The 25,205-nt window shown below is 66.2% G+C and carries 19 protein-coding genes; 4 read left to right on the forward strand and 15 right to left on the reverse strand.

Features of this window, described 5'->3' with window-relative positions:
* Positions 1–301 precede the first annotated feature (301 nt).
* Both KY462_12140 and KY462_12145 read left to right on the forward strand, forming a co-directional pair.
* Complete coding sequence (locus KY462_12140; GenBank protein MBW3578467.1) at positions 302–1,216, forward strand: sulfotransferase domain-containing protein; 915 nt, start codon at positions 302–304, stop codon at positions 1,214–1,216.
* Between the two features lie 83 nt (positions 1,217–1,299).
* Positions 1,300–2,691, forward strand: coding sequence for a hypothetical protein (locus KY462_12145; protein MBW3578468.1), 1,392 nt, complete (start codon positions 1,300–1,302; stop codon positions 2,689–2,691).
* A 73-nt stretch (positions 2,692–2,764) separates the two neighbouring features.
* On the opposite strand, the gene KY462_12150 is transcribed toward KY462_12145, so the two are convergent.
* The 15 genes from KY462_12150 to KY462_12220 all read right to left on the reverse strand — a co-directional run bounded on the left by KY462_12150 (position 2,765) and on the right by KY462_12220 (position 22,834).
* Complete coding sequence (locus KY462_12150) at positions 2,765–3,808, reverse strand: glycosyltransferase family 4 protein (GenBank protein ID MBW3578469.1); 1,044 nt, start codon at positions 3,806–3,808, stop codon at positions 2,765–2,767.
* Positions 3,809–4,070: 262 nt separating this feature from the next.
* Entirely contained in the window at positions 4,071–5,384 is a 1,314-nt protein-coding gene (locus KY462_12155) for a Coenzyme F420 hydrogenase/dehydrogenase, beta subunit C-terminal domain (protein MBW3578470.1), read from the reverse strand.
* On the reverse strand, positions 5,368–6,576 hold the full coding sequence (locus KY462_12160; protein ID MBW3578471.1) for a polysaccharide pyruvyl transferase family protein: 1,209 nt from the start codon (positions 6,574–6,576) through the stop codon (positions 5,368–5,370). Before KY462_12160 ends, KY462_12155 begins: the two co-directional genes overlap by 17 nt.
* 131 nt (positions 6,577–6,707) lie before the next feature.
* A complete protein-coding gene (locus KY462_12165; GenBank protein ID MBW3578472.1) occupies positions 6,708–8,129 on the reverse strand; it encodes a lipopolysaccharide biosynthesis protein in 1,422 nt (473 codons plus the stop codon).
* Positions 8,130–8,350: 221 nt separating this feature from the next.
* Entirely contained in the window at positions 8,351–9,691 is a 1,341-nt protein-coding gene (locus KY462_12170) for an O-antigen ligase family protein (GenBank protein MBW3578473.1), read from the reverse strand.
* A 13-nt stretch (positions 9,692–9,704) separates the two neighbouring features.
* Complete coding sequence (locus KY462_12175; protein MBW3578474.1) at positions 9,705–10,775, reverse strand: hypothetical protein; 1,071 nt, start codon at positions 10,773–10,775, stop codon at positions 9,705–9,707.
* Between the two features lie 232 nt (positions 10,776–11,007).
* On the reverse strand, positions 11,008–12,093 hold the full coding sequence (locus KY462_12180) for a glycosyltransferase (GenBank protein MBW3578475.1): 1,086 nt from the start codon (positions 12,091–12,093) through the stop codon (positions 11,008–11,010).
* A gap of 107 nt (positions 12,094–12,200) precedes the next feature.
* On the reverse strand, positions 12,201–15,545 hold the full coding sequence (locus KY462_12185) for a DUF1349 domain-containing protein (protein MBW3578476.1): 3,345 nt from the start codon (positions 15,543–15,545) through the stop codon (positions 12,201–12,203).
* Complete coding sequence (locus tag KY462_12190; protein MBW3578477.1) at positions 15,542–16,723, reverse strand: class I SAM-dependent methyltransferase; 1,182 nt, start codon at positions 16,721–16,723, stop codon at positions 15,542–15,544. The genes KY462_12185 and KY462_12190 overlap by 4 nt, the downstream gene beginning before the upstream one ends.
* Positions 16,720–17,898: a methyltransferase domain-containing protein gene (locus KY462_12195; GenBank protein ID MBW3578478.1), complete on the reverse strand. Its 1,179-nt coding sequence runs from the start codon at positions 17,896–17,898 to the stop codon at positions 16,720–16,722. Before KY462_12195 ends, KY462_12190 begins: the two co-directional genes overlap by 4 nt.
* A complete protein-coding gene (locus tag KY462_12200) occupies positions 17,895–19,139 on the reverse strand; it encodes a class I SAM-dependent methyltransferase (GenBank protein ID MBW3578479.1) in 1,245 nt (414 codons plus the stop codon). Before KY462_12200 ends, KY462_12195 begins: the two co-directional genes overlap by 4 nt.
* Entirely contained in the window at positions 19,136–20,191 is a 1,056-nt protein-coding gene (locus tag KY462_12205) for an SDR family oxidoreductase (GenBank protein MBW3578480.1), read from the reverse strand. Before KY462_12205 ends, KY462_12200 begins: the two co-directional genes overlap by 4 nt.
* Positions 20,191–20,961 (reverse strand): glucose-1-phosphate cytidylyltransferase, encoded by a 771-nt coding sequence (rfbF, locus tag KY462_12210; protein ID MBW3578481.1) that lies wholly within the window; start codon positions 20,959–20,961, stop codon positions 20,191–20,193. Before rfbF ends, KY462_12205 begins: the two co-directional genes overlap by 1 nt.
* Entirely contained in the window at positions 20,958–21,920 is a 963-nt protein-coding gene (locus KY462_12215; GenBank protein MBW3578482.1) for a glycosyltransferase, read from the reverse strand. The genes rfbF and KY462_12215 overlap by 4 nt, the downstream gene beginning before the upstream one ends.
* Positions 21,917–22,834: a glycosyltransferase family 2 protein gene (locus KY462_12220; GenBank protein ID MBW3578483.1), complete on the reverse strand. Its 918-nt coding sequence runs from the start codon at positions 22,832–22,834 to the stop codon at positions 21,917–21,919. The genes KY462_12215 and KY462_12220 overlap by 4 nt, the downstream gene beginning before the upstream one ends.
* Before the next feature lie 186 nt (positions 22,835–23,020).
* Here KY462_12220 and KY462_12225 point away from each other — a divergent pair, with 186 nt between their 5' ends.
* Complete coding sequence (locus tag KY462_12225) at positions 23,021–24,355, forward strand: glycosyltransferase family 4 protein (protein ID MBW3578484.1); 1,335 nt, start codon at positions 23,021–23,023, stop codon at positions 24,353–24,355.
* A gap of 102 nt (positions 24,356–24,457) precedes the next feature.
* Positions 24,458–25,138 (forward strand): glycosyltransferase family 2 protein, encoded by a 681-nt coding sequence (locus KY462_12230; protein ID MBW3578485.1) that lies wholly within the window; start codon positions 24,458–24,460, stop codon positions 25,136–25,138.
* Positions 25,139–25,205: the final 67 nt, after the last annotated feature.

Genomic DNA, 25,205 nt, shown 5'->3' on the forward strand with positions numbered 1-25,205 from the left:
CCGTACGCGGGAACCGCTTCGACCGGTCCCACCGGTACGGAGCCGTTCACAGCGATAGCTACGCTGGCGTCTGGTCCGACAACGCCTACCTCGACAAGACCCGACTGAACTGCCCCGCCTGCTGACCGTACGTTTCCTGCGTGATCCTCACAGCGAAGCACGTCCCGCACGGACGAGGACAATCGCCCCTTCCCGACCATCATGGGAGTGAGCACGATGGTGCTGGGTGGAGGAGCGATCGTCCCGGACGGGAATCGGCGTCCCTCTGGGCTGTTCAGGACGTGCGTCCTATGGGTGAGTCATGATCGTTGAGAGGTCGCACGTCTTCGTGCTCGGGGCAGCCAAGGCGGGCACGACTACCCTGCACCGGTTCCTCGACGCGCACGCCGACGTCTGCATGTCCGATCCCAAGGAGCCGGCCTTCTTCGAAGCTGAGTACGAGTCGGGAGTCGAGTTCTATTGGCGTAAGTACTACGCCCACCGGTGGCGTGGCGAGCCACTTGTCGGGGAGGCCCGGCACCGGAACCTCTATCTTCCCTACGTGCCGCGCCGGATCGCATCACGATATCCGCACGCAAAGCTATTGGTGATCCTGCGACATCCCGTCGATCGAGCCTGGTCGCATTGGTGGCAACGCTACGCACGCGGTCAGGAACAAGCAGGTTTCGATGACGCCATCGCGGCCGACATGGATCGCATTTCTAGCGGTATCCTCTTCGAGGAGCCCGATGGCCCGGCGATGTGGTGCCGGAGCCTGGATCCCGATAGCCGGGGCCGCATCAACGAGTACCGCACGTACGTCGATTCTGGCTACTACGCGGATCAGATCCTTCGGTACGTGGACCTGTTCGGTTGGGAGAGCCTGCACATCATCCTCTTGGACGACCTTCGAGCCGACCCACAGAAGACGCTTCGAGGAATATTCGATTGCCTCCGGCTCGCGCCGCCGAGCATCGATGTGTCAACGATCCACAACCATAGGATGCCGAACTACACCGACGGGGGGCGGCGCCTGCTCGGAGCCGTGAGAGCGACGCGAGTCCAGAAGCTCGCCCCGAAACGCGTTCGTGCCACTCTGCATCGTCGTTTCCTCCCCACTGCGCCCTGGCCGACCATGAACCAACGAACCCGGGCCGATCTCCTGAGGCACTTCGCGCCGCACAATCGCGCGCTCGGATCCTTGCTCCGTCGCGATCTCTCTCATTGGGCACAGTGACCAGCTCAACAGCGGAAGTGCGGCCCCATCGATGGCGGGGACTCGTCGCCATCACCCATCACGGGTCGAAGAACGCACCTCATTTGGCACGGATCCTCCGTGAGTACGCGACGATGCCCCTCGAGTTGGACATCGTCGTCTTCACGGACACGCCACGAGACCTTGGCGCGGATGTGGAGACGCAGGTTCACCGCTACCATCCAGACCCTCGAGCACTGGCCTTTCAGCACCGCAGACTCTTCGTCGAACGAGCGCACCTCTACGACTTGTTCGTGTACAGCGAAGACGACGTCCTCCTGACGGGGAAGAACATCGTCGCGTTCCTGGACGTGGCATCTTCGCTGCCGACTGATGAGGTGCCGGGCTTCCTCCGCTACGAGGTCTCCCCTAACGGTCATCGGTTCTATCCGGATATCCATTCGGGCTACCACTGGGATCCGGGATCGGTCTCGACGCACGGCGACCTGGTCTTCGCCACGCTGACGAACCCACACTCGGGATGTTACGTACTCACTCAAGCCCAGCTCCGGCAGTGCATACAGTCTGGCGGCTTCGACGTGGGGCCCCATCGCGGCCGAACCGACGTACTCGTAAGCGCGGCCACCGATCCTTACGTCAGATGCGGGCTCGAGAAGCGTCTGTGCATCACGCGTCTGCGAGAGTTCGAGGTGCATCACCTGTCGAACGCCTACGTGGGCCGCATGGGCGTCGACGAAGATGTCCTCGGTCACCAGCTCCGCGCCATCGGGCTGATCGCACGTGGCGACCTGTCATACCACCAGCTCTTGCCGCGCACTCCAACTCTGGAATCAGACTGGTGGGAAAAGGCCTACGACGAGCCGCTCTCGGACGAGACGTATGCGGCGATTCCATCGACTTCACAGGATGTCCTGCTGGTGGGGACGGGGTCCGGGCAGGGGGAACAGCGCCTCGTGACAAGTGGCCGTCGCGTCACGGGTATCCCTCTGGACGAGATCGTCGGGCAAGTGGGGGCCTCTCGAGGAGTGCGTCAGCTCGGATCCCACCCCGACGTGGCCCTCGACGCGCTGCAGGGTCATGGCGAGGTCTTCTCGACCATCCTCATCCTCAACCTCCTGCATCACCTAGAGGATCCAGTCACGTTGCTGCGTCGCCTGACCCCTGTGGTCGCTGCCGGCGGCGTGCTCGTCGTTGCGACACCGAATTATCGCTACTACCGGTTCCGTCGAGCGCTGGGGAGGCCCTCTCCTCCAGTCCCCGGATGGAGCGGTCAGCACCGAACCGGTGTCCACGACGCGGGTCCTCGTGCCGTAGAGATGTGGATGGTGGCGGCAGGATTCGTGCCGACAAGGCGGATCTACCAGTTCCGGGGACGGCCCCAAGGCTCACGTTTCTCGCGCTGGTTCGGGTCGCTGTTCTCTGCGGGCGCCGTCGTGTCGGCGCAACTTCCCACCCGGCCGGATCCAGCCCTCGCTCCGAGCGGGCGGCGTTGTTGAGCGCGTGGTGACGTCCGCTGGCAGATAGCCCAGCCTGGCAGACGGCCCGGTGATCCCAGTCATCGCATCGGGGTCACAAGGTCGTCGCGATCTCACGGACCACCTGTTCGCCAGCGCGCTCCCACGAGAAGTGTGTGCGCACCCGGCCCGCCTCCCGGCGCACGACGTCGTAGATCGAGTCGTCGGTCAGCACCGAAAGGATCTTAGCGACGAGTTCATCGACGCGATCGCTTCGCACCAGGCCACCGTTGTGGCCATCGCGGATCAGCTCCGGCATGGCAAAGTCGTCTCGCGCGACGCACGGGACACCGAAGGACAGCGCCTCGGCGAACGCAATCCCGAACCCCTCGAAGCGCGAGGGCATCACGAACAGGTCGTGTCGTTCCAACAGCCGCGCGACCTGTCGCGTGCTGACCGATCCAAGGAAATCGACGCCTTCTGGAACGTCCGCGTCTCCTGTCCACACCGCCGGTCCAGCAACCGTCAGCGTGATCTCCGGATCGTGATCGCGCCGTAGTTCGGCTAGCGCCGCAAGAACGAGGTCCCCACCCTTTCTTACGAAATCCCGGCCTACGAACAACAGCCGCTGTCTCCGCGACTTCGCCGGTCGATGGCTCCTCGGCAACGAGTGACCATGACTCGGAAGGTGTGTGCCGGGATGAAGGACTCGGACCTTGGAGGGATCCACGTCCGACCAACGTTCCAGCGCATCAGCGAACCAACGACTCATCGCGAAGATCAGTGAAGCCCGTTCGTAGATCATGCGTTGACGTTCACGTCGCCGAAGGATCGCCTCCCTGTTCAGGCCCGGGAACTGCAGAAGCTGTCCGTCGTAGAGTTGGAGGAGAGCGTCGTAACTCATGTCCTGGTAGAGCGCGAAAGGGCCGTCGACGACGGCGAGGTCGCCGATCTCCACCACCATGTCCAGCTTGTCATACCGATGCCGCGAGAGATCCCAAGCACAGTAGTGGTCCATCAACGTCGACTGCTTCCAGGTGGATACCCAACGCCCATCCGCACGTCGAGCGTGCGCCGCCTTCATGAGCCAGACGGGAACAGTGCGATACCGCACACCCAGGTCTACCACCTGGGCGCGATCCGCAAGCGCGTTGCGCAACGCCAGTGCCGTCCCCGACCAGGTTCGTTCAGGTTCGGGTTCCCATCGGGCGACGTACCCAAGCCGGAGACGACGTTCGCCCTCCATCATCGGTGCCATCCGTCCCGCGATGAATCAACCACGTGGAACACCTCGTGGCTACGGACTATGCAGCGAACGAACTCATCACCCAACGTCCACCATCCGGGTCCGTCGACGACCGGGTTGCGTTGACTCCTGTAACGCCCGACCGTTCTCCGAACACGACACGTGCCCCCGCCACTCACCCGGCCTCACCCCCCTCCTCGCTACGAAGCGGATCGCACGAAGCGCTCATCCATGATGGGCAGGGATGAACCGCGCCGCGATAGTACAGGCGTCGTCTGTGGATCCGCTTGACGGTCCCGAGGATCGAGCGCACTTTCTCTCGCAGCGTCAGCCGCAGCCAGAACCTGAACGACGGTAGATTCCGATATGTCGGGGCAGCCAATCCTAGCGTCCGCAGAGTGGCGATCCGGCCCCACACAGCTCCACGGTTCCTCAGGAGATTCGGCTGAGAAGCGGGTAGGACATCGGGGTCGACCCTTAACAAGCGAACTACTCCTGAGCCGAGCGCAGACTCCAGGAACGCGCGTCCACGCTCACTCCTCACAACAACAAGCGAGCGTCCCGATTCACCTTCGCGTACGGGCCGATACCAAGGATCGCCAACCGCGATGTCCGCGAATTCCCCGGTGTGGTCGAGACAGAGATGGCAACGCCATTGACGGTACTGTTGAAGTACCTCACCCCACGACTCCTCGTAGGACATCGTCGCCGATACGGGCTCGTCCTTGTCCTCGGAGCGCCACTCCGCCGAGGCCCGGCCCGGCCACCCCCGCCCTCGATAGTGGACCGAAGAAACATCTTCAAGTCGGGACACGCCCATACGCCGGAGCATCTCGATCGTGCCACGTGTCGACGGTGTCCCAGCGCAGAAGATCCCGATGGTCAGTCCAAGATTGCGTGCCAGGGCCGGTCGTACGGCCGCGGCCTTGCGAGCTGCAGCCACATCACACGGCTTCCCAACGAAGACGCAGGACCCAGAGGCCGCCTCAATCAGGCCGAGATCCTCACACGGGCTGGCCGGCGCATAGCGCGAACCTGCGCCCGCTATCAGATCCTGGCGGGTCCGGCTCAACTGCGACCGATTCAGCCATGGTCGATCCTCACGCGCGACCGTATGAAGAACGCCTTCGAAGCCCCCCTGTTCGACGGCGTACACGCCCAAGGCGGTGATCACGCCTCCACTGGAGCCCGCGAACCTGATCGCGGGATCGCCCGCATGACCCTCCCAGAGTTCGGCTACCGGCCCCCAGGCGTCGGCCAGTTCGTCGATCTCGTCTGGTCGTCGCACCGCATCGTGGGCTAGTCCTATGCCTGGGCAGGCTGCGAGGCTCGTCGACGTGTCCGCTGATGGCAGGATGGGAAGTGGTCGACGTCCCTGGTCAGGATCGTCGACCATGCATATCGCTTCGGGCTGAAGGTAGGCGCACACCCCGCAACCAGTGCAGAGATGGAACGCCGAAACGTCAGAGATACTACCAGGCTGCTTCATCTGCGCCCTCGAGATGGCCTGCGAACTGCCCTGGATCAGGCGACAACATGGCAAGACGGGCCGAGATGACAGCCATCTGCTGCCGCCATCGTCGATCCAGGTGTTCAAGAGCCGGCACGAGCCGGTCCTTCATCATCCGACGGTCCTCCCAGTGCTCCCACAGCCGGTCGACCACATCAGTCTCGTTGAACCGTCTGGGATCAACGACCTTTTCAGCTTCTCCAAGCTGGCCGAAGACTTCCCTGGTCTTGAAGCTGTATGCGATCGCGGATGTTGGGACGCCCGATGCGAGGCCAGCGATCGCCGAGTGCATTCGGGTCCCACAGAACCACTCGAATCGGCTGATTAGCCACTTGGTTTCCGCCGCCGACAACCGGGCCGGGGCTGTACGGACGTGGTGCCGGATCGAGGGGGGGAGAGAATCCACGATCTGACGTATCGCTCCCTCGTCGGACTCGTGGCCCCCCAGGCCCAACACATGCGGGACGAGAACGACGGATGCGCCACCGTGCTCTACCAGCCGCTTCACAATCCCGCGGATGGCGATCTTGTAGTCCGCGATGAGGCCGTAGCGCTCCTGACCAAAGTAGATGAGTCCGCTGACATTCAAACCGGCGTGCACTCGTCCCTGCCGCTCCCACCAGTCCTGAAGCTCGTCGAGCCGATCCGTCGAGGGAGGCCGTGCCTCCAGCCCAAACGCGACGTCGACTCCCAGCCGGTGCCGTTGAGGATCGAACTCCGAGCCCAGGAGTTCTCTCGCCACGTCGAGACTTGCCTGGCCTCTCGCCCATAGCTGGTCGGCGTGCCGCAGAATCCGTGCAGCAGTGCTCCTGACCGTCGGCTGCTCGAAGGGGCCGAGCGTCTGAGGGAGAAGGATCAGCGGCCGTCGGAGATCCATCGCTGCCTGCTTCGGTGCCGTGACGCTACGGAAGCGACGTTCGCCGTACAGATCGGTGAAGCTGTCGCCTCCACTGATGTCGAGGATGGCCTCCGCATCCAGGATCGCATGCGCGGCTCGATTCCAGAGGCCGCCGACCCTCGCGCAAGCGCGGATGTTGGTCCAGCTCTCGGGACGATGGATGCGCCGAGAGCTCCTGACACCGATCCGCTCATTGACGCCATCGGGACCATCAGTCGCCGGTGGCCGGCTCCCCTTGCCGTTGTCGAACACTATGAAGTCGAGGTTCGGCATGCTCCGACGGAGACCAGTGACCGTGGCGTGTTGCAGTGCTGTGACGCCATGGTTGCTCGTATCCGCTGGAGCGCCGAAGAAAGCGACACGGACGGGTTCGGGGAAGGTCTGGGACTGCGAAGGTTGGACGCTCATGCTTGCACCTCGGCTGACGAGTCGGTCAGGAGTCGGTCGGGTCGTTCGGTGCTTGCGGTCGACGGCTGCTTGGTAGTCCCGAGATGAACGTTCGGCTGCGAACGATGGGTGCGGAACGCGAGGGCTGACAACCGTCGTAGGCGCTGAAGCTGCTGCGGCGAAACGATGCCCAGGACACCGACGTAGGCCGCGACACCAGCCCCGGTCGCCACGGCCGCCGCCGGTACCACAGGGAACCCGGCGGACTCAAGGACGAATCGAGTCAGCCCCCATGCCGCTGCGAGAGCGACGGAACTCGCCGCTGCGGGCGCCAGCGACCGGAAGTAGGCGAAGATGCTCAGTCCTACCAGGTTCCTGACGTACCACGCTGCAACCGGCCATAGGGCTGAACGGGTGATCGCGTAGGCGGCAGCGACTCCCCCTATACCCCAGCGGAGCCCGATGACGAAGCCCCCCACGGACAGGGCTGTTGTCGCGAGAGTGAAATTGAAGACGAGCTTCGTCTTGCCACATGCAAGAAACACCAGGTGTTGGAACCCGAGTGACTGCGCGATGGCGCCGAGTGCGAATATCTGGGTTGGAAGGATGGCGGGCGACCATTCCGGCCCGAACATCAGCGGGATCGCAACAGGAGCCGCCATGGCCACCAGGGCCAGCAGAGGCAGGATGATCAGCGCGACCGATGAGCTGGCCTGCGCGTAAAAGTGGCCCAGGCGCTCCGGACGTGACTGAAGGCGGCTAAGGGCGGGGAACAGTACCCGGCGAAGCACCTGACCGAGGGTCTGTGAAGGAAGGATCAGTACACGGTAGGCCAGGGCGTAGTTGGAGAGAGCGATAGGGCCCAGGTAGCGGCCCACCAGTACGTTATCGACGTTCACCGCGAAATGCCGGATGAACTGAGACCCCATGACGTTGCGACCGAAGGCGAACAACGAACGGGCGGAACTAGCCGACCATGCAAGGCGGGTCCAGCCAGCGGCGGACGTCAACCAGACGGCGTTGGAGCCGTCGAGTACGAGGACCCCGATGACGATGGACCAGTAGCCTGCTCCCGCGAACGCGGCTGCGATGGCTACAACGGCCGAGAGCACCGCGGTCGACGCTTCGACTCGGGCCAACGATCGGAAATCGAAGGCTCTGGTGAGACGGGCGACTGGTACGACCGAGAACGCCTGGAAGCAGACGGCGACCACGAGTACCCGCAAGGGGGACGCGAGCGCGGGGAGGTGGAAGAACCGTGCGACCGGTCCGGCAGTGACGATGGTGACCAGGGACACCGCAAGTGCAGTCAGCAGGTTGAGCGTGGCGACCGTTCCCATGTCGGTCTCCTCGACCTCGTCACGCTGGATCAGCGCTGCGCCGAAGCCGAAGTCGAGGACCAGTCCGGTGAACGTGACATATAGCGTGACGAGACTCACGACGGCGAAGTCCTGAGGACCGAGTATCCGGGCGAGTAGCAGCGACAGCAGTACTCGGCTCCCTTGTTTCGCCACGAGGCTCGCGAAAGTGGAACGGCCGCCCCTCGAGACACTGTCGCGGAGGGAGTTCAGGAGGGCATAACCATCCTCGGACGACCCCGACTGAACCTCTCCCAGGACGTCCCGCGATTCGAGTCCTCGGTGGCGGATCCGTCTGCGATTCACGTCACCGTCGAAGGTTCTGCTCGTAGCGGCAGCAACTCGGGCGAGCACGCCGAGGCCGCCCACGTGGCCTGTGGCAGCGTTAGGGCGGTGAGTCGCCAGAGGGCGCCACATGCTCCCAGCACGATGAACAGCGCCCCGGCGAAGATCGCGAAGGCCAGCGCGTCGAAGGTGGCGAACGTCAACAAAGCGACGGCGATGGCGGCAGTCAGCGCTTGACCTAAGTTCCTGGTTGCCACGTCAGACGACCGATGTCGACCGCCGCGTGCCGCTGAGACAGCCACAAGCAGAACACCGACGGTAGCGAGCAACCCGAGGACTCCACTTTCGATGAGAACCCCGAGGTACTGGTTGTCTAGGTAGCGGTAGATGTCGGGGAGGAAGGTCCCGATCCCTCGGCCGAGCAGGGGCCGCTCTGCGATGAACCGTGTCACAGCGCCGTAGTCATCGATGCGCCCGATCACGCTCGGATCGTTGGAGTAGTTGATGAAGAAGGACTTCAGCGTGCTGACAACACCGGGGACCGCTGCTTTCATGGCCACCAGTCCGACCAGGCCCGCTGCGAGCGCGTTGGTCCGCATCCGCCACGACCAGCCCGCCATCATCGTGACGAAGGCGGCCGCCAGACCGAGGACGGCGGAACGTGAGATGCTGAGCGGTAACGCGAACCCTATCAACCCTACCGCCACCCATCGCAAGAGCCTGCCGAAGAACCCCGCCTCAGCTGGGGGAAACAGCGCGTAGTGGATCGCTAGAGGCAGGAGCATGGCCAGTACAACGCCGAACTCGATCGAGTGCATAGCCGTTCCGGTGACCCTTGGCACCGTCCTGACCCGGACCGCGGCAAGGTCACCGTTGAGGCTCAGCCCCGGCGGATGGAACGCACGGCTGAAATCCCACCCAGAGGCGAACTGGACCATGCCGATCGCCGCGAGGAAGACGGCCGCCGCGACGAGCCGCTGTAGGAGGCGATCCAGCTGGTCGCGGGTCTCGATCCCGTCTGCGGTCAGGAGCATGATCCCCATCAGCGCGGCCACCATCACGATCGCCCGGTTCGAACCGCTGGCTTCGAGGGCACTCAAGGGTCGGAAGGAGCCTGCGGCGTAGCTAGCCAACATCACCCATCCGAAGAGCAAGCCCGCAGTCCGGACAGGCTGCAAACCCGCGGCGGACGCCATGCCCGGGTGAGTTCTGCTGGCGATCCATACCAGCGCACAGGAGAGTGCGATGAGGGTTGCGGGGCTCCCGAGAGCCCCCAACGGCCCGACCACGTACCGGACCGAAAGGACGAAAAGCAGGGCTATGTAGATCGAGAGCAGCGATAAGGGGTGGAGGGACATGAGAGGGCGCGCGTCAGTGATCGCCCGTCACCGCCCCGTCGACCCGGTCCCATGATGACGCTTCCATGCGGTCGGCGGGATGCGGGCCGGTCGGGATCTGCCCGGGGCTCATCTGTGATGTCGGAATCTGTCTAGCCGCGACCGGTGTGGGCGGAGCCGAGGGAGACCCGTGCGGGGTGGGGGGATCCTCGGGACGAGGCTCGTGGGCCCGATCGGATGCATATCCACGGCGGTTGCCGTCCTCGCCCCCGGACGGTTCCTCTGGCCATTTTCGATCCGTTGCCGAAGGGTGTGATGTCTTCGGCACACTCACTTGCGCGCGTGGGCGATCACCTCGTCCGGCGGCGATCAGCGCGTCGGCGACCCGGTCGGATGATGACGCTCCCGTGCCGTCGGCGACGTGGGGGCCGGTGGGGTCCTGCCCGGGGCGCTCCTGTGATACCGGAAGCTGCCCACGCAGCCGCCGGGACTCGACGATCGCGGCGGCGACCGCCGCGCTGGCCTCGACCGGTGTGCGTGGAACCGAGGGAGACCCGTACGAGGTGGGGGGATCCTCGGGAGGAGGCTCGTGGCCCAGATCGGACGCAGATCGTGGGTGGTTGCCGTCCTCGCCCCCGGACGGTTCCTTTCGCCGTTCTCGATCCGTTGCCGAGGCCCGTGATGTCGTGGCAAGGGCATCGACGAGGACCGCGGCGGCGATGGCGAGCAGCGCGCCCAGGGTGGCGACTGCGATCAGGACGCGGGGGAGATTGCCGGTGCTGCCGACTGGAGTGTCCGGGGCGCTCAGCACGGTCCCCGAGATCCTCGACTGGTTGGGTGCTCCGACGCGGTCCTGGAGTTCTTCTAGTTGAGTTTCGAACTCCTGGAGCACCCGACGGATCGTACCGATAACAACCTGCGGATCGTCGCTCTCCACAGCGACGCCCAGGCTGGGGTTGTTGCGCTCTGTCCCGATCTCGTAATCCCACACGAAGCCCTCGGCCTGGATGCGTGCGCGCACCTCCGGTGACGAAACCCTGCGTTCCAGGACGCTAGCCGTGACGTTCAACGAGGAGTTGAACGAGAGATACGGGTTGGTAGGCACCGCGCCGTCCTCGGACACCGCCACGTTCGGTGAAACCAGAACTAGCCACCCTTCGGCCCTGTAGGTCACAGGGGCTATGCGTACAAGCCAGACACAGATGACCGAGACGACCCCCAGGATCGGCGCGACGACGTACCAGCGCCGGACTGCCGTCCGCAGCATCGTTAGAACGTCCAAGGCGAAGGCTCCTCGATCGCTGCGAGTAGGAACTGAGGCAATGCTTCCATGTCGTCTACCGACTCACATGCCGGGATCGGGGCGTCCATGACCCTCGCCCACCCGCTGCCGTACAGGATGGTTCGAGTTCTTCCGGACAAGTAGGGTCACGTGTCCCCGTCAGCGACTTCCGGGCGGCGATCCCGCGAGACGTCATCGTGGCCGTCGGACCGGACATCATCTCTGAACTTGCAGGTGCTGATCCGCCGTGGACGGACGCTCGTCTCCCCACCTCCACCGCGGCTCTTGCCAGATTCCTCAACATGTTGACGGAGTTGCGGCGGAGCCAGTGGCGCAACTCCAAATAGCAGCGGAGGCGCTCAGGTGCGTGGACGGGAGACCGATGGATGGCGTGCAGGTACTCGTAAAAGAGGCGCCATGCCGGGAACACGATCGAGCCAGCTCTCGATGGGTCGAACCACGCGACTCGGGAACGTGACGACGGGTTCACGACGACGGAGCGTCCTGAGTGCTCCCTGTGCAGGAACAAGGGGTACGGGATCTCGACGATCCGACCGTGCAGCGCAAGTTCGGCGACCAGAACATCATCCGATTCCGGGTATCGACCGACCAGGCCCGTCCGCATGAGCACGTCGCGCCTCATCAGCCCGAACACGGGGAAGCACTGATGGTTCCGGCGCAGAAGGCTGCCCAGGCGTTCGTGCGCCGTCGGGTGATCCGCTGCAGGTTGGCTCGCCCAGACCTTCACGATGGTGCCTTCATCATCGATGTCAACCGTCATCGGATGGGCAACCACGACGCTGGCATCTTCGATCAGCACCTGGATACATGTAGAGATGTAGTTATGGGCGAGTTCGTCGTCTGCGGACGCCCACTTGAAGTAGCGGCCGGTCGCCACTGCCACCACATGGTTGAAGTTCCAGGCCGCGCCTCGGTTGATGTCACTGCATACGTAGCGCAACCGTGGATCGGAGGCAGCGAGGCGGCGACAGACGGCCTTCGTCCCGTCGGTCGAACCGTTGTCCGAGACGATCAATTCGATATCGCGGTAGTCCTGGCGCAGGATGGAGCGGATAGCGCGCTCCACGTACCGCTCGCCATTGTAGACGGGGAGGCCGACACTGACGGTGGGTCCGCTCATCTGCGTGGATGTCCCTGCCCTCTGGGTTTCCGGAAGACCAGCGACCCCCGTCGCCTCTTTCGACGTTACCCCGCGCATCTCTCCGTGTCTTCCGTGTTCGCTCGACTTCACTCGGTCGCCTCGAGGGGTGTCACGACCACGTGGCCGAACGTCACATCGACGTGGTGTGCGATCAGACCCACGGAACCGGTGGCTGGTGAGTTGTCGTCCTCGATCGCGACGGTCCACGACGCAGGTTCGAGTTCGTTGGCGGCCCACAGCTTGAGCCGGTACGCGGTCCCCGTGGGCGTGTCCTGGACCTGTGCGCGCAGGATGTACGCCGTTCCCAGGTCCAGGTGCATCCCCTGGCTTGCTTTCGGTGAGTCCTCGTTGCCCAGCAGTTCCGCCCTTGGTTTGGTCTCGTACCATCGGTACCAACCCAGCGCGCCGGTGGGCCACCAGTAGTACCGAGGTTGTGATGTGTCGTTCGTGTCCCGCCGCGAGTGACCCTGCCAGCGCAGGGCCAACCCCACAAGCGGAGCACCGCTCAGGTAAGAGTACGCGCCCGGCCCGAAGCCGTGGACCGTTACGGGTACCTGGACCTCGTAGTTGCGCCAGCTCAGGTCGCCGAGCGTGATCAAGCGGTCGTAGCCCAACTGGGCAGTGCGGATAGTTCCGTCGTCGGCGACTGTCCACCGACCATCCACGATCTGCGCCAACTGGTCCAGGGGTCCGGCCGTCCAATCAACCGAGTGAGGCAGTGAGGCCACGAGCCCACTCTCGTAGTGCACGTTCACGACCGCGGTCGATGTGTTGCCTAACGCGTCCGCTGCGGAGATCGCGACCTGGTTGGCCCCCGGCAGGAGCTCGTCGTAGCCGATCTCGACGTTGAAGTCTCCGGATTCGGACAGTCGACGGTTGTCTGGCCCCATCGACAGCGCCCTGCTTGCGCCTCCGTTGAGGGTGAAACTGAGCGCCGCGATCCCGTCCCCATCGAACACGTTGCCGAGGATGTTGATCCACAACTGGGATCGTCCTGGTGACCCGAACGACCGCTCCGGGCCGTGCCACAGATCGATCACCGGGTTCGAGTCGGGATCGGTGGTGAAGGTGGCGTCTGGGGTGGTGGCGGTGTTGGAGGCGGCGTCGGTGGAGGCGACCTGGTAGTGGTAGGTGGTAGCGGGCTGTAGTCGGTCGAGGATGATGCTGTGGGTGGTGGTCAGCGTCGCGTCGCTGACGGTGCCGTTCTCGTAGGCGGTGGTAGGCCCGTGGGCCACCGCGGAGGTGGCCGGCTCGTCGGTGGTCCAGGTCACCGTGGCCGAGGTGTCGGTGGTGGACACCGCCACCGCGCTGATGACCGGCGGGGCCGTGTCGGCAGAGAACGTCGCCGTCACCGACTTGTCCGCGTCCATCACCAGGGCCTGCGGGTTGGCCGAACCCGTCAGGTCGCCGCTCCACCCGTCGAAGCGCCACCCCGAATCAGCCACCGCGGTCAGTTGCACCTCGGTGCCCTCGGCGTACGAGGACCCGTCAGGCGACCGCGAGACGCTGCCCGACCCCACCGTCGACGTCGACAGCGTGTAGCTGGCGACCGCGTAGGGGTCGTCCTCGGGGCTGATCGGCGCGGCGGTGTCGAACACGTAGTCCACCTGAGCGGTGAACGCCGGCACCGAGGAGGCGGTGGTGTGGTGGTTGGCCGCGAACGGCCCCAGGGTGCTCACACCCAACGCGTGGCTGAACGACCCCACGGTGGTGAACCCGCCGCCGTCAGCCGCGTAACTCAACGTCCAGGTATCCCCGGCCCGGTGCACCCGCAACGCCACGGCCTGCGACGCGCTGATCGTCTGGTTCAGCTTGGCCTTCGAACTGCCTGCCGTGGTGGCCGCCGCGAAGACCCGCAACCCCGAACCGTCGTGGTAGACGTCGAACCGCAACCAGTCGTCGGCGTCCTGCTCGACCATCAGCCCCTGCATCTGGTACTTCAGCGACGGCACCGACGCGAACGCGACCTCCGCCTCGAAATCCACGTCGTTGGTCGCCTGCACCGCCCGCAACGACCGGTTGGTCCCCCACGCATCGTGGGACACCCCACCCGGCACCGACAGGTCCAACGTCGCCTGCCCACTGCCCGCCCCCACCAGCGCCACCGACCCGTCACCCACCGGATCCACCACCGACCAGCGCGCATCCAACGACGACGTGTTGAAATCGTCGGACTCGAAGGCGCCCGACGTCGAGGCCGTCGCCTCGGTGGTGAAGGTGGCGTCTGGGGTGGTGGCGGTGTTGGAGGCGGCGTCGGTGGAGGCGACCTGGTAGTGGTAGGTGGTAGCGGGCTGTAGTCGGTCGAGGGTGATGCTGTGGGTGGTGGTCAGCGTCGCGTCGCTGACGGTGCCGTTCTCGTAGGCGGTGGTAGGCCCGTGGGCCACCGCGGAGGTGGCCGGCTCGTCGGTGGTCCAGGTCACCGTGGCCGAGGTGTCGGTGGTGGACACCGCCACCGCACTGATGACCGGCGGGGCCGTGTCGGCAGAGAACGTCGCCGTCACCGACTTGTCCGCGTCCATCACCAGGGCCTGCGGGTTGGCCGAACCCGTCAGGTCGCCGCTCCACCCGTCGAAGCGCCACCCCGAATCAGCCACCGCGGTCAGTTGCACCTCGGTGCCCTCGGCGTACGAGGACCCGTCAGGCGACCGCGAGACGCTGCCCGACCCCACCGTCGACGTCGACAGCGTGTAGCTGGCGACCGCGTAGGGGTCGTCCTCGGGGCTGATCGGCGCGGCGGTGTCGAACACGTAGTCCACCTGAGCGGTGAACGCCGGCACCGAGGAGGCGGTGGTGTGGTGGTTGGCCGCGAACGGCCCCAGGGTGCTCACACCCAACGCGTGGCTGAACGACCCCACGGTGGTGAACCCGCCGCCGTCAGCCGCGTAACTCAACGTCCAGGTATCCCCGGCCCGGTGCACCCGCAACGCCACGGCCTGCGACGCGCTGATCGTCTGGTTCAGCTTGGCCTTCGAACTGCCTGCCGTGGTGGCCGCCGCGAAGACCCGCAACCCCGAACCGTCGTGGTAGACGTCGAACCGCAACCAGTCGTCGGCGTCCTGCTCGACCATCAGCCCCTGCATCTGGTACTTCAGCGACGGCACCGACGCGAACGCGACCTCCGCCTCGAAATCCACGTCGTTGGTCGCCTGCACCGCCCGCAACGACCGGTTGGTCCCCCACGCATCGTGGGACACCCCACCCGGCACCGACAGGTCCAACGTCGCCTGCCCACTGCCCGCCCCCACCAGCGCCACCGACCCGTCACCCACCGGATCCACCACCGACCAGCGCGCATCCAACGACGACGTGTTGAAATCGTCGGACTCGAACGCAGGCCCGGTCGCCGTGGAGGGACGGGCCGGAGCCGTTCCGACCGCGAGCGAGGCCAGCAGCACCATCGCCAGCAGGAAGCTGCCGCGGCGGGGCTTCATAGCGACGTGACGATGGGCTTCACGCCCAGGTCACTGAGCGCGGACCGGATCTCCCACTCGTAGGCAGGGTTGGCCACCAGCACGACATCGGGGCGGTCATCGCGGAGGTCATCGGGCGCCAGGACCTCCTGGCCGGTCCCCGGAACGAACGAGCCCTGCTTGCGCGGGTTGACGTCGACGGCCGCGTAGACGACCTGCCCCACCGATGTGAGGTTCAGGAACGACACGCCCTTCGCGCCCGCACCCCACAGCACGACGCGCCGACCGCTGTTGTCGACAGCGAACCGTTCCCAGAAATCCATGGTGTGTCGGAACGTCGCCGCGAACCGTCCTGTGTCCCGGGACCGGGACACCATCGGCTCGGCGGGGTGCTCGGCCGGGACCGCGTCGAGGGACAGGAACTGGCCCCGGAACGACTCGGCCAACCTGGTCACGTCGAACCCGCAGCGGGTGAAGAGCGCCCACATCGACCGGGCGTCGAAGTACGACACGTGCTGGTAGATCAGATCCCACATGCCGGACGGACTGAACACGTGGGACGCGTTCGGCACCTCGAAGTACGCGGGCCCGGGACCGGGCAGGGACTCGGCCACGGTCCGAAGCAGTTCGTCCGGCGCCGCGACGTGCTCGAGGACATGACGGCAAGCGACGAGCTGCACGTCCAGGATCCCGTCGCTCCCAGGGAAGAACTCGCGCCGAATCTCGATGTGCTGAGCCGACGCGTCCACCTCGCCGTCGTAGGTCGGATCGAAACCGATCCCCCGGGCCTGGGCACGTTCACACAACAGCGCGAGGAACTCGCCCTTCCCGCAGCCGATCTCCGCGATCCTCCCGCCACGCAGCCCGTAGGTCTCGATCAGCCGGTCGACGAGCTGCTCGGCGTAGCGCTGGAAGGTCGGCGAGAAGTGCTGGGAGTTCTCGTACTCGGTGGTGTAGGCGACCGCCTCGGGCTCGAACGCGACGTTTCGGACCAGGCCGCATCGGGGACACGCCTGCAGGACCATTCGCCCCATCGGCGCATCCACCGCCTCGGTACGCGTGTGGTACAGGCACGTTGTCTCGATCGGTACGTGCCCGAGGTCGAGGAACGGCTCGAGCTGGGCACCGCCGCAAGCGACGCACGTCTCGCTGCCGACAGCTGCGTGATCGACGGCCGGGTCGACGGTCGAGAGGCTCACAACGATTCCAGTCTCGCGCTCAGCTTCAGGTCGTCCAGGGCGCTTGCGATCTCCGGCGCGTAGACGGGGTTCATCGCGACGACCAGTTCCGGCGCCAGGTCCGGTAGGGTCTCGGGACCGACGACCGGATGGCCCGTACCCGCGATGTAGCGACCCTGCTTGCGGGGATTGATGTCCACCACGACGTCGATCAGCGAGCGATCGCCGAGCGTGGTCAGGAACGCCACGGCCTTCGAGCCGCCACCCCACAACGCGACCCGACCTCCCCGGCCGACGATGGCGGCGATCCGGTCGTGCCACGCACGGGCCTGTTCCTCGAACCGTGCACCAAAGCGACGCGCGAGCGCCGCCACATCGGCGACATCTGTCGACAGCTTGGAACGGTCGTCGCCGGACCCGCCCGGGCGCGCCTCTATCAACAGGTACTGGTCCTCGTAGGCGTACGAGGCGTCCAGGACGTCGAATCCGCACGACCGGAACAGGCGGATGAGCGAACCGATCGTGAAGTAGCTGCAGTGCTCGTAGTAGACGTCCCAGAACGCCACCTCCCGCAGTACCCGTAGGGTGTCCGGCAGCTCGAACAGCACCACCGCGTCCCGCCGATCGCCGATGTTGCGGCGCACCGTGTGCAGGAAGTCGGATACGGGATGGATGTGCTCCAGAGTGTGGCGGCACACGATCGCGTCGGCCTGCAGGTGGGCGTACCGGTCGTCGTAGAAGTCCGCGATCCACGCGATGCGCTCGGCGGCGCCGGTCTCCAACCGCTCGGGGTCCACACCCGGGTCGATACCCACACCGCTGCCGGCGCCCGCCTCCACCATCCAGGTAAGGAACTCGCCCTTGCCGCACCCGATCTCCAGCACGTGCTCGCCGTGCAAGTCGTAGGCCTCGACCCACCGCTTCGCGAGGTTCCGACCGAACTCCACGAACGTGGCCGAGTAGCCCTGGGTTTCCTCGTAGCGGCCGGAGTACTCGGCCCGCGACGGATCGAAGACGACGTTGGTGATGAACCCGCACGCGCCGCAGAAGGCCAGCTCAAGGTTGCCGCGCGGGAAGTCACGCGCCTCCTCGGGGTCCTCGAGCAGCAGGCAGCTGTTGGTGGGCACACCGGCGGCACGGTGGAAGACCTCCAGGCCGCCTGCCCCGCAGGCCGGGCAGGTGTCGATGCGGGTCACGCGATCACCTCGGGGGTGGGGACCGGCACGATGAAGTGACCGCCGCGACGCAGGTACTCCTGCTGTTGGGCGACGATCTCGCCCGCGAAGTTCCAGGCGAGGATCAGCACGTAGTCGGGCTGGTGTTCGCGCAGCGCGTCCGTCGGGAAGATCGGCAGGTGCATCCCGGGCATGAGCCGGCCGTGCTTGTGCGGGTTGCGGTCGACGACGAAGTCCACGAGCTCAGAGTCCACGCCCACGTAGTTGATCAGCGTGCTGCCCTTCGCCGCGGCGCCGTACGCCGCGATGGTGTTCCCGTCCGCCTTGAGACCCTCCAGCAACTCGAGGAGCTCCCGTTTGATCGTCTCCACCCGCTCGGCGAAGTCGGCGTAGTAGCCGAACCCGGTCATGCCACGCTTGCGCTCGTCGTCGAGGTAGGCGCGCACCGTGTCGCTGACGTCCTCGCGCTTGCCGATGTGCCAGCGGAGCGTGCCGCCGTGCAGGTCCGGGAAGTACTCGACGTCGTTCAGGTACAGCCCGTGGCGGCGGACGAGCGCGTCCACCCCCGTGCAGGAGTGGTAGTAGAAGTGCTCGTGGTAGATCGTGTCGAACTCCCCGTGTTCGATCAGGTCGCGCACGTACGGGTTCTCCACGGTGATGACGCCGTCGTCGTCGAGGAGGATCGCCATGGCGCCGACGAACCCGTTGAGGTCGGGAACGTGCGCCATGACGTTGTTCGCGATGACTACGTCGGCACGTCCGCCTCGGTCCGTCAGGCGTTCCGCGAGCTCGACGCCGAAGAACTCTTCGATCGTGGGGACGCCGATCCGGCGGGCGGCAAGAGCCTGGTCGGGGGCCGGGTCGATGCCCAGCACGGGTACGCGGGCGTCCACGAAGTTCTTCAGCAAGTAGCCGTCGTTGCTGGCGACTTCGACGACGAGGCTGTCCGGCCCCAGGTCCCGCGACTCGATCAGGGCGAGCGCGTGATCGCGAGCGTGGGCCAGCAGGCGGTCCGAGAACGACGAGAAGTACAGGTAGTTGTCGACGAACAGCATCTCGGGCGGGACCTCGCCGAGCAGTTGCACGAGGGTGCAGCTCCCGCAGAACGCCACGTCCAGGGGGAAGTGCGGCTCCGGGTCGGCCAGCTGCTCAGGCCGCAGTAGGGCATCCGGGAGGGGATGCTTGCCCAGGGACAGGAACGTCCTCAACCCGGCGTCGCCGCAGGAGCGGCAGCGCGGGACGTCGATGGTGGCTCGCGTCATCCGGTCTGCTCCGTGGTGGCGATCGGCTCCACCTGCCAGCGGAGCATGTCGTCGAGTCGTCCCGACCCGATCAGTTCCTTGACGTGCTCGATGCGCATCAGGTCAGGCCCGTCGAACTGCTCCCGGGTCAGCCCGTACTGCAGGTAGCCCTCGTAGACCTGCTCCGCGCCGGCGCGGACGGTCCAGGTCGGCTGGTACTCCGGCAGCGTCCTTGCGAGCTTGTCGCAGCTCACCCGGTAGTTGCGCATATCGGGACCGGCCGTGTCAGCGAGCGTCACCATGCTGTCCGGGACGACCTCCTCGACGATGCGGGCGACATCGCGGATCCGGTAGTTCTCCTCGGTGCGCCCGACGTTGAAGGGTTCGTTGTGGACGAGCTCGCGCGGAGCGTCGAGGATCGCGAGGACCGCGTGGGAGATGTCCTCGATGTGGACCAGCGGCCGCCACGGGGTCCCGTCACTCTTCATCAGGACCTCACCCGTCAGCAGCGCGTACCCGACGAGGTTGTTGACGACCAGGTCCCCACGCAGCCGCGCCGAGAACCCGTACGCCGTGGCGTTCCGCAGGAAGGTCGGGCTGAAGTCGTCGTCGGCCAGGGCGCTGATGTCGTGCTCCGACATGATCTTGGACTGGCCGTACGGGGTGACCGGGAAGAACTCCGCGGTCTCATCGAGGACCTCCTGCCCGCCGGCTCCGTAGAGGCTGCAGGACGACGAGAACAGGAACCGCTCGACCCCTGCCGCCTTGGCCGCCTTCGCCAGGGTCACCGATCCGCGGTAGTTCAGGTCGTAGGTGCAAGCGGGGTTGAGGTCCCCGACGGGATCGTTGGAGATCGCGGCCAGGTGGATCACCGCGTCGTAGCTGCGCACGTGATCCACCGTCACGTCGCGCACGTCCATCCGGAGGGAGGGGATGTCGTCGACGTCGGGGCCCACCGTGCAGCCCTCGTACAGGTAGCTGTCCAGGCCGACGACCTCGTGGCCGGCCTCTTGTAGGAGGGGCACGAGAACGCACCCGATGTAGCCGTGGTGACCCGTGACGAGCACCTTCATCAGATCCAGACCTTCCAGGGGGCCTTCTCGGTCTCCCAGAGCTCGTCGAGGAGCTTCTTGTCGCGCAGCGTGTCCATGCACTGCCAGAAGTCGTAGTGGCGGTAGGCCATCAGTTGGCCGTCACGCGCGAGACCCTCCAGCGGAGCCCGTTCGAACATGTCCTCGTCGCCGTCGATGTAGTCCAAGACACCGGGTTCGCAGACGAAGAACGCCCCGTTGATCCAGCCCTCGCCGGTCTGTGGCTTCTCGGTGAACTCGACGATCTGGTCGCCGTCGAACTCGATGTGGCCGAAGCGAGCCGGCGGCCGGACGGCCGTCAGCGTGCAGAGCTTGCCGTGTGAACGGTGGAACGCCAGCAGTCCGTGCAGGTCCACGTTGGAGACCCCGTCGCCCCAGGTCAGCATGAAGCGCTCGTTGCCCATGTGCCGGCCGAGCCGCTTGATGCGACCACCGGTGGCAGTGTGCAGACCTGTGTCGATCAGCGCGACGGTCCACTCGTCGCGTTCGCACTCGTGCGGGCGGACCTGGCCCCTACCGAGGTCGACGGTGAGGTCGCTCGCGAGCGAGGCGTACTCGACGAACCAGCGCTTGATGTGCTCGCCCTTGTACCCGAGCGCGACCAGGAAGTCGTCGAAGCCGAACGTCGAGTAGTAGCGCATGATGTGCCACAGGATCGGCTTGCCGCCGATGCCCACCATCGGCTTCGGTTTGCTGACGGTCTCCTCGGCGAGCCGGCTGCCGACGCCTCCGGCCAGGATGGCGACTTTCATCGTGTGAACTCCCTCCACGTATCGTGGGATCCGTCAATGACCGCCACGTGCGGCCTCAGCGGGCTGGCGTCACGAAGGTCGCTGTCCGGTCCCGTCTCTTCCAGGGGCAGCTGTCCCCCGTGGCGACCTCGCCCTCCACGGCCGGACCAGCCGCGCCAGGTCCCGCGCCGGTAGCGCCACCACGCGATGATCTTGGCGATCACGGTCACGGCGGCGAAGGCGGGCACATGGGGTACGAGTCGCGGCTGATCGCGTACGACCGCCATGCATCCGGTCCAGCGGGCGGTCGACGTTCCTGCCGGTAACAGGTCGGCGAGCTGCCGATTGCCGACGAAGACGCGGACCTTGCGCCGGACCAGCTCACGGACCGACGCGGGCGGGTCGATACGCGACACGGCTTCGTGGACGACCCGACGCTCGTGGGCCTGGAAGCGCTGCTGGACGAAGTAGTCGTCGCCGAGCACCTCGGGGAAGTCACCCAGGCGTGTCCGCCCCGCTGCAGACAGGCCGTACACGCCGGCGCCCACGACTCCCGCCCGCACCCCGGGCAGGTGCTGCCAGATCCGGTAGTACGACCGGACAGCCCAACCGACCCCCGCGAGCTGGTAGGCGGGTCGAGGGGAGACCGCCAACGCCAACGTGCCCGGTTGCGCGAGTGCTGCCGTCAGCGCCCGCACCGACGCCGTGTCCAGGGTCACGTCAGCGTCGACATAGAGTCGAGGGAAGCGTGTCGCCTCCCGGTCGCCCAGCGACAGGGCACGGATCTTCGACGCGATTGGCGTCTGAAGCACCGTGACCGCGTCACCGAAACCGGATGCGACCTCCGCGGTGCCATCTGTGCAGCCGTTGCACACGACCACGACCTCGAACTCGTCCTCCGCCGCATCGGACAGGAGGGACGACAGGCATGCGGCGATGGACGCCTCTTCGTCGTGTGCTGGGACGACGATGCTCGTCACGATGTCTCCGACCGGGGCCGCCATGCCCGCAGCGCGCGGTAAGCGATACGGCTGCTGCGGTGACCGGCCAAGGCCCGCACACCCTCGTGCAAGGTAGCGGCCGCCCAGTACGCCCTGGTCGCAGCCGGACCGTGCCGGTGCTCGTAGAGACGGACACGGTTGACAGCTCTCAGCCGCCACAAGTGGGGTGAGCGGTGCAGGTCTCCGCCGTCGTGCTCCGCGACGGCGTCTGGGACGTAGCGGACGCGGAAGCCCCGGTCGTGTGCGCGCAGGGCGTAGTCCGTCTCCTCCGAGTACAGGAAGAAGCTCTCGTTCCACTCGCCAACGTCGTGCAGGCAGCGTGCGGACGCGAGCAAGCAGGCTCCTGTGGCCCACTCGACGTCCATCTCCCGCTCGTAGACGCTCGGGATGTGGATCACTTCACCGAGTCGGTCGAAGCGCCCCGCCCGCGCGCCACCCAGAACCGCCTCGCCCAGGGCGCGCAGGACCGTCGGTCGCCGGCGGAGCGACGGCTGCAGACGACCGTTCCCATCGACCAGGCGTGGCACGGCCATCCCGACCTCTGGGTCGTCGAGCGCCGCCAGGAGCAGTCGAACGGCTCGAGGCCGCAGCCGGACGTCCGGGTTGCAGATGAGCACCGCACGGGCCGGCTCGGCCGTTCGTAGGCCGGCGTTGATGCCAGCCGCGTATCCGGCGTTTCGGCCCAGGTCGACGACTGTGGCTCGTGGAACGAGTCGACGGACGACGTCGGCCGTGCCGTCCGTCGAGGCATTGTCAGCGATCACCACCTGGTACCGCAGGCCGGCGAGCGACGCCGGCAAGCAGGCCAAGAAGTCGCCGACAACGTCTGCGCTGTTCCACGTCACAACCACGACGGCCACGTCGACCGCCGGCCCCGCCGCCGTCGAATCCATGGGGGGAGGTTGCGCCATACACGGGGCTCCGGGCAGGGACACGTGTCCCGATGTCCCGGGCTGACCTTGTCGGGCAACGCGGACATCCTCGGGACACTTGCACCTAATCCCACCGTCGACCGGCCTGTTGGATGCATCGGGAGAGCAGCCGGGCCGCCCAGCCGGCCGCCCAGGAGGCAGCAAGGCTTGAGGAGAGCCCACCGGACCGTCGACCGCAACGTGTCCCGCATCCGTCCGTTCGACGACGGGAGCGGAGGCCCACACGTGCTGATCCTCGTGCAGAACCTCCCGGTCCCGCTGGACCGGCGTGTCTGGCTGGAGTGCAAGGCGCTGCGTCAGGCAGGGTTCGAGGTCTCGGTCGTCTGCCCGATGGGACCCGACAGGGTCGCCTACGAGGAACTCGAAGGTGTTCACATCCACCGGTACCCGCCGCCCCCGCAGGCAGCCGGGCTCCCCGGGTTCGTATCCGAGGTGGTGTACTGCTGGCTCGCCACGGCCTGGATGGCCCTGCGGATCGCACGGCGCCACCGCATCGACGCCATCCAGGCCTGCAACCCCCCGGACACGTACTTCGCGCTGGCCGCCCCATTCAAGCTCTTCGGCACCCGCTTCGTCTTTGATCAGCACGACCTGTGCCCTGAACTTGCCGACGTGCGTTTCAGCGGCACCGCCCGCCGCGTCGCCCGTCCCCTCCTCGAACTGCTCGAGCGCTTCACCTACCGCCTGGCTGACCACGTCATCTCCACCAACGGCTCGTTCCAGGGGATCGCTCTCACGCGTGGGTCCGTCGATCCCGTCGCCTCCACGGTCGTGCGCAGCGGCCCGGTGGCGTCGGAGATGCGGCGGGGGGATCCCCACCCGGACCTCAGGGGGGGCAAGCGCCACCTCGCCTGTTACCTGGGGGTAATGGGGCCCCAGGACGGCGTCGACCTGCTGCTGCGCGGGATCGCGGAGCTCGTCCACCGGCGGGGCCGGACCGACTGTCACTTCGCGCTGCTGGGCTTCGGTGACTGTCTCGTGGATCTGCGGGTCGAGGCGACGGAACTCGGTATCGACCCGTGGGTGACCTTCGCCGGCCGTGCCGACGACCGCATGATCAGCGAGTACCTGTCCACCGCGGACTTGGGGGTCGCACCGGATCCCAGCAATGGTTTCAACGACCTCTGCACGATGAACAAGGTGGTCGAGTACATGGCCTTTGGCGTCCCGGTCGTCTGTTTCGACCTGCCGGAACACCGCGTTTCCGCCGCCGACAGCGCGGTCTACGTCTCCGACAACGACGTCGAGGCGCTGGCGGAAGCCATCGACGGGCTACTCGGCGACGAGGCTCGCCGTGCACGGATGTCGCGCACGGCCCGCAGCCGTATCGAAGACGGGCTGTGCTGGGAACGGCAGGCCGAAGCCTACGTCTCCATCTACAACAAGCTGTTGCGTCGGCCGGCTGCCGACACGGAGACTGCCGCGCCCGAAGATGTCCCGACGCCAAAACCGTCCTGGTCCGGTCGCCCGGACGCCGCCTGAACCAACGACCCGCTGCTGGAAGGAGCACACCGTGGCGTCTTCTCCAGCCGTGGAGCGAGTGGCACGGCCTCACCGCGCCCACCCGCGTCGATAAGGCGCCACGTGACCGAGGCGACGCGCCCCAGGGTCAGCGTGGGAGTCCCGGTGCGCAACGGCGGCCGCTACCTGCGCCGTGCGCTGAGCTCCATCCTCACCCAGGAGTACCACGACCTCGAGGTCGTGATCTCCGACAACGCATCGAGCGACGCAACCAGCGACATCTGCCTCGAGTTCGCGCGTCGAGACGGCCGCGTGCGCTACTACCGCAACCATGAGAACATCGGAGCTGCCCGCAACTACAACCGGGTATTCAAGCTGAGCCGTGGAGAGCTCTTCAAGTGGACTGCACACGATGACTGGTGTGACCGTACCTTCTTGACGAGGTGCGTCGAAGCGCTGGACGCAGAATCTTCGGCGGTGCTCTGCTACTCGGGCGTGATCTTCACCGACGAATCCGGCCGGGTCGTCCACTATGGCTCATGGGCTCGGATCACCACCGAACACGGCCCCCAGCCTCTAGCCGACCTCTCCTCGCCGGACCATCGCCGACGCCACCACGCCTTGCAGTGGTCCTGCGGCGGCCCCGCTCCGTTCGTCTTCGGCCTCATGCGCGCCGAGACGCTGGCCCGAACCGGGCTGGTCCGTAACGTCCCGGAGCCCGACCGCGTCCTGATCGGAGAGCTGTGCCTAGTCGCGTTTTCCGCACCGTTTGGGGTCAAGGTCTTGGTGTTCGGGCCACGGTAGTGGGATGTCGAGGAGGCCCAGGATGGTGCGTTGGGCGGCGGTGAGCCGGTCGAGGACGACTCCCGTG

The organism is Actinomycetota bacterium, assembly GCA_019347675.1.
GTDB lineage: Bacteria > Actinomycetota > Nitriliruptoria > Nitriliruptorales > JAHWKO01 > JAHWKW01.

Coding starts and splice junctions, on each gene's coding strand:
- KY462_12140 (MBW3578467.1), top strand. CDS start 302: ATGATCGTTGAGAGGTCGCACGTCTTCGTGCTCGGGGCAGCCAAGGCG.
- KY462_12155 (MBW3578470.1), bottom strand. CDS start 5,384: ATGAAGCAGCCTGGTAGTATCTCTGACGTTTCGGCGTTCCATCTCTGC.
- KY462_12160 (MBW3578471.1), bottom strand. CDS start 6,576: ATGCCGAACCTCGACTTCATAGTGTTCGACAACGGCAAGGGGAGCCGG.
- KY462_12170 (MBW3578473.1), bottom strand. CDS start 9,691: ATGTCCCTCCACCCCTTATCGCTGCTCTCGATCTACATAGCCCTGCTT.
- KY462_12180 (MBW3578475.1), bottom strand. CDS start 12,093: ATGAGCGGACCCACCGTCAGTGTCGGCCTCCCCGTCTACAATGGCGAG.
- KY462_12185 (MBW3578476.1), bottom strand. CDS start 15,545: ATGAAGCCCCGCCGCGGCAGCTTCCTGCTGGCGATGGTGCTGCTGGCC.
- KY462_12200 (MBW3578479.1), bottom strand. CDS start 19,139: ATGACGCGAGCCACCATCGACGTCCCGCGCTGCCGCTCCTGCGGCGAC.
- KY462_12205 (MBW3578480.1), bottom strand. CDS start 20,191: ATGAAGGTGCTCGTCACGGGTCACCACGGCTACATCGGGTGCGTTCTC.
- rfbF (MBW3578481.1), bottom strand. CDS start 20,961: ATGAAAGTCGCCATCCTGGCCGGAGGCGTCGGCAGCCGGCTCGCCGAG.
- KY462_12220 (MBW3578483.1), bottom strand. CDS start 22,834: ATGGATTCGACGGCGGCGGGGCCGGCGGTCGACGTGGCCGTCGTGGTT.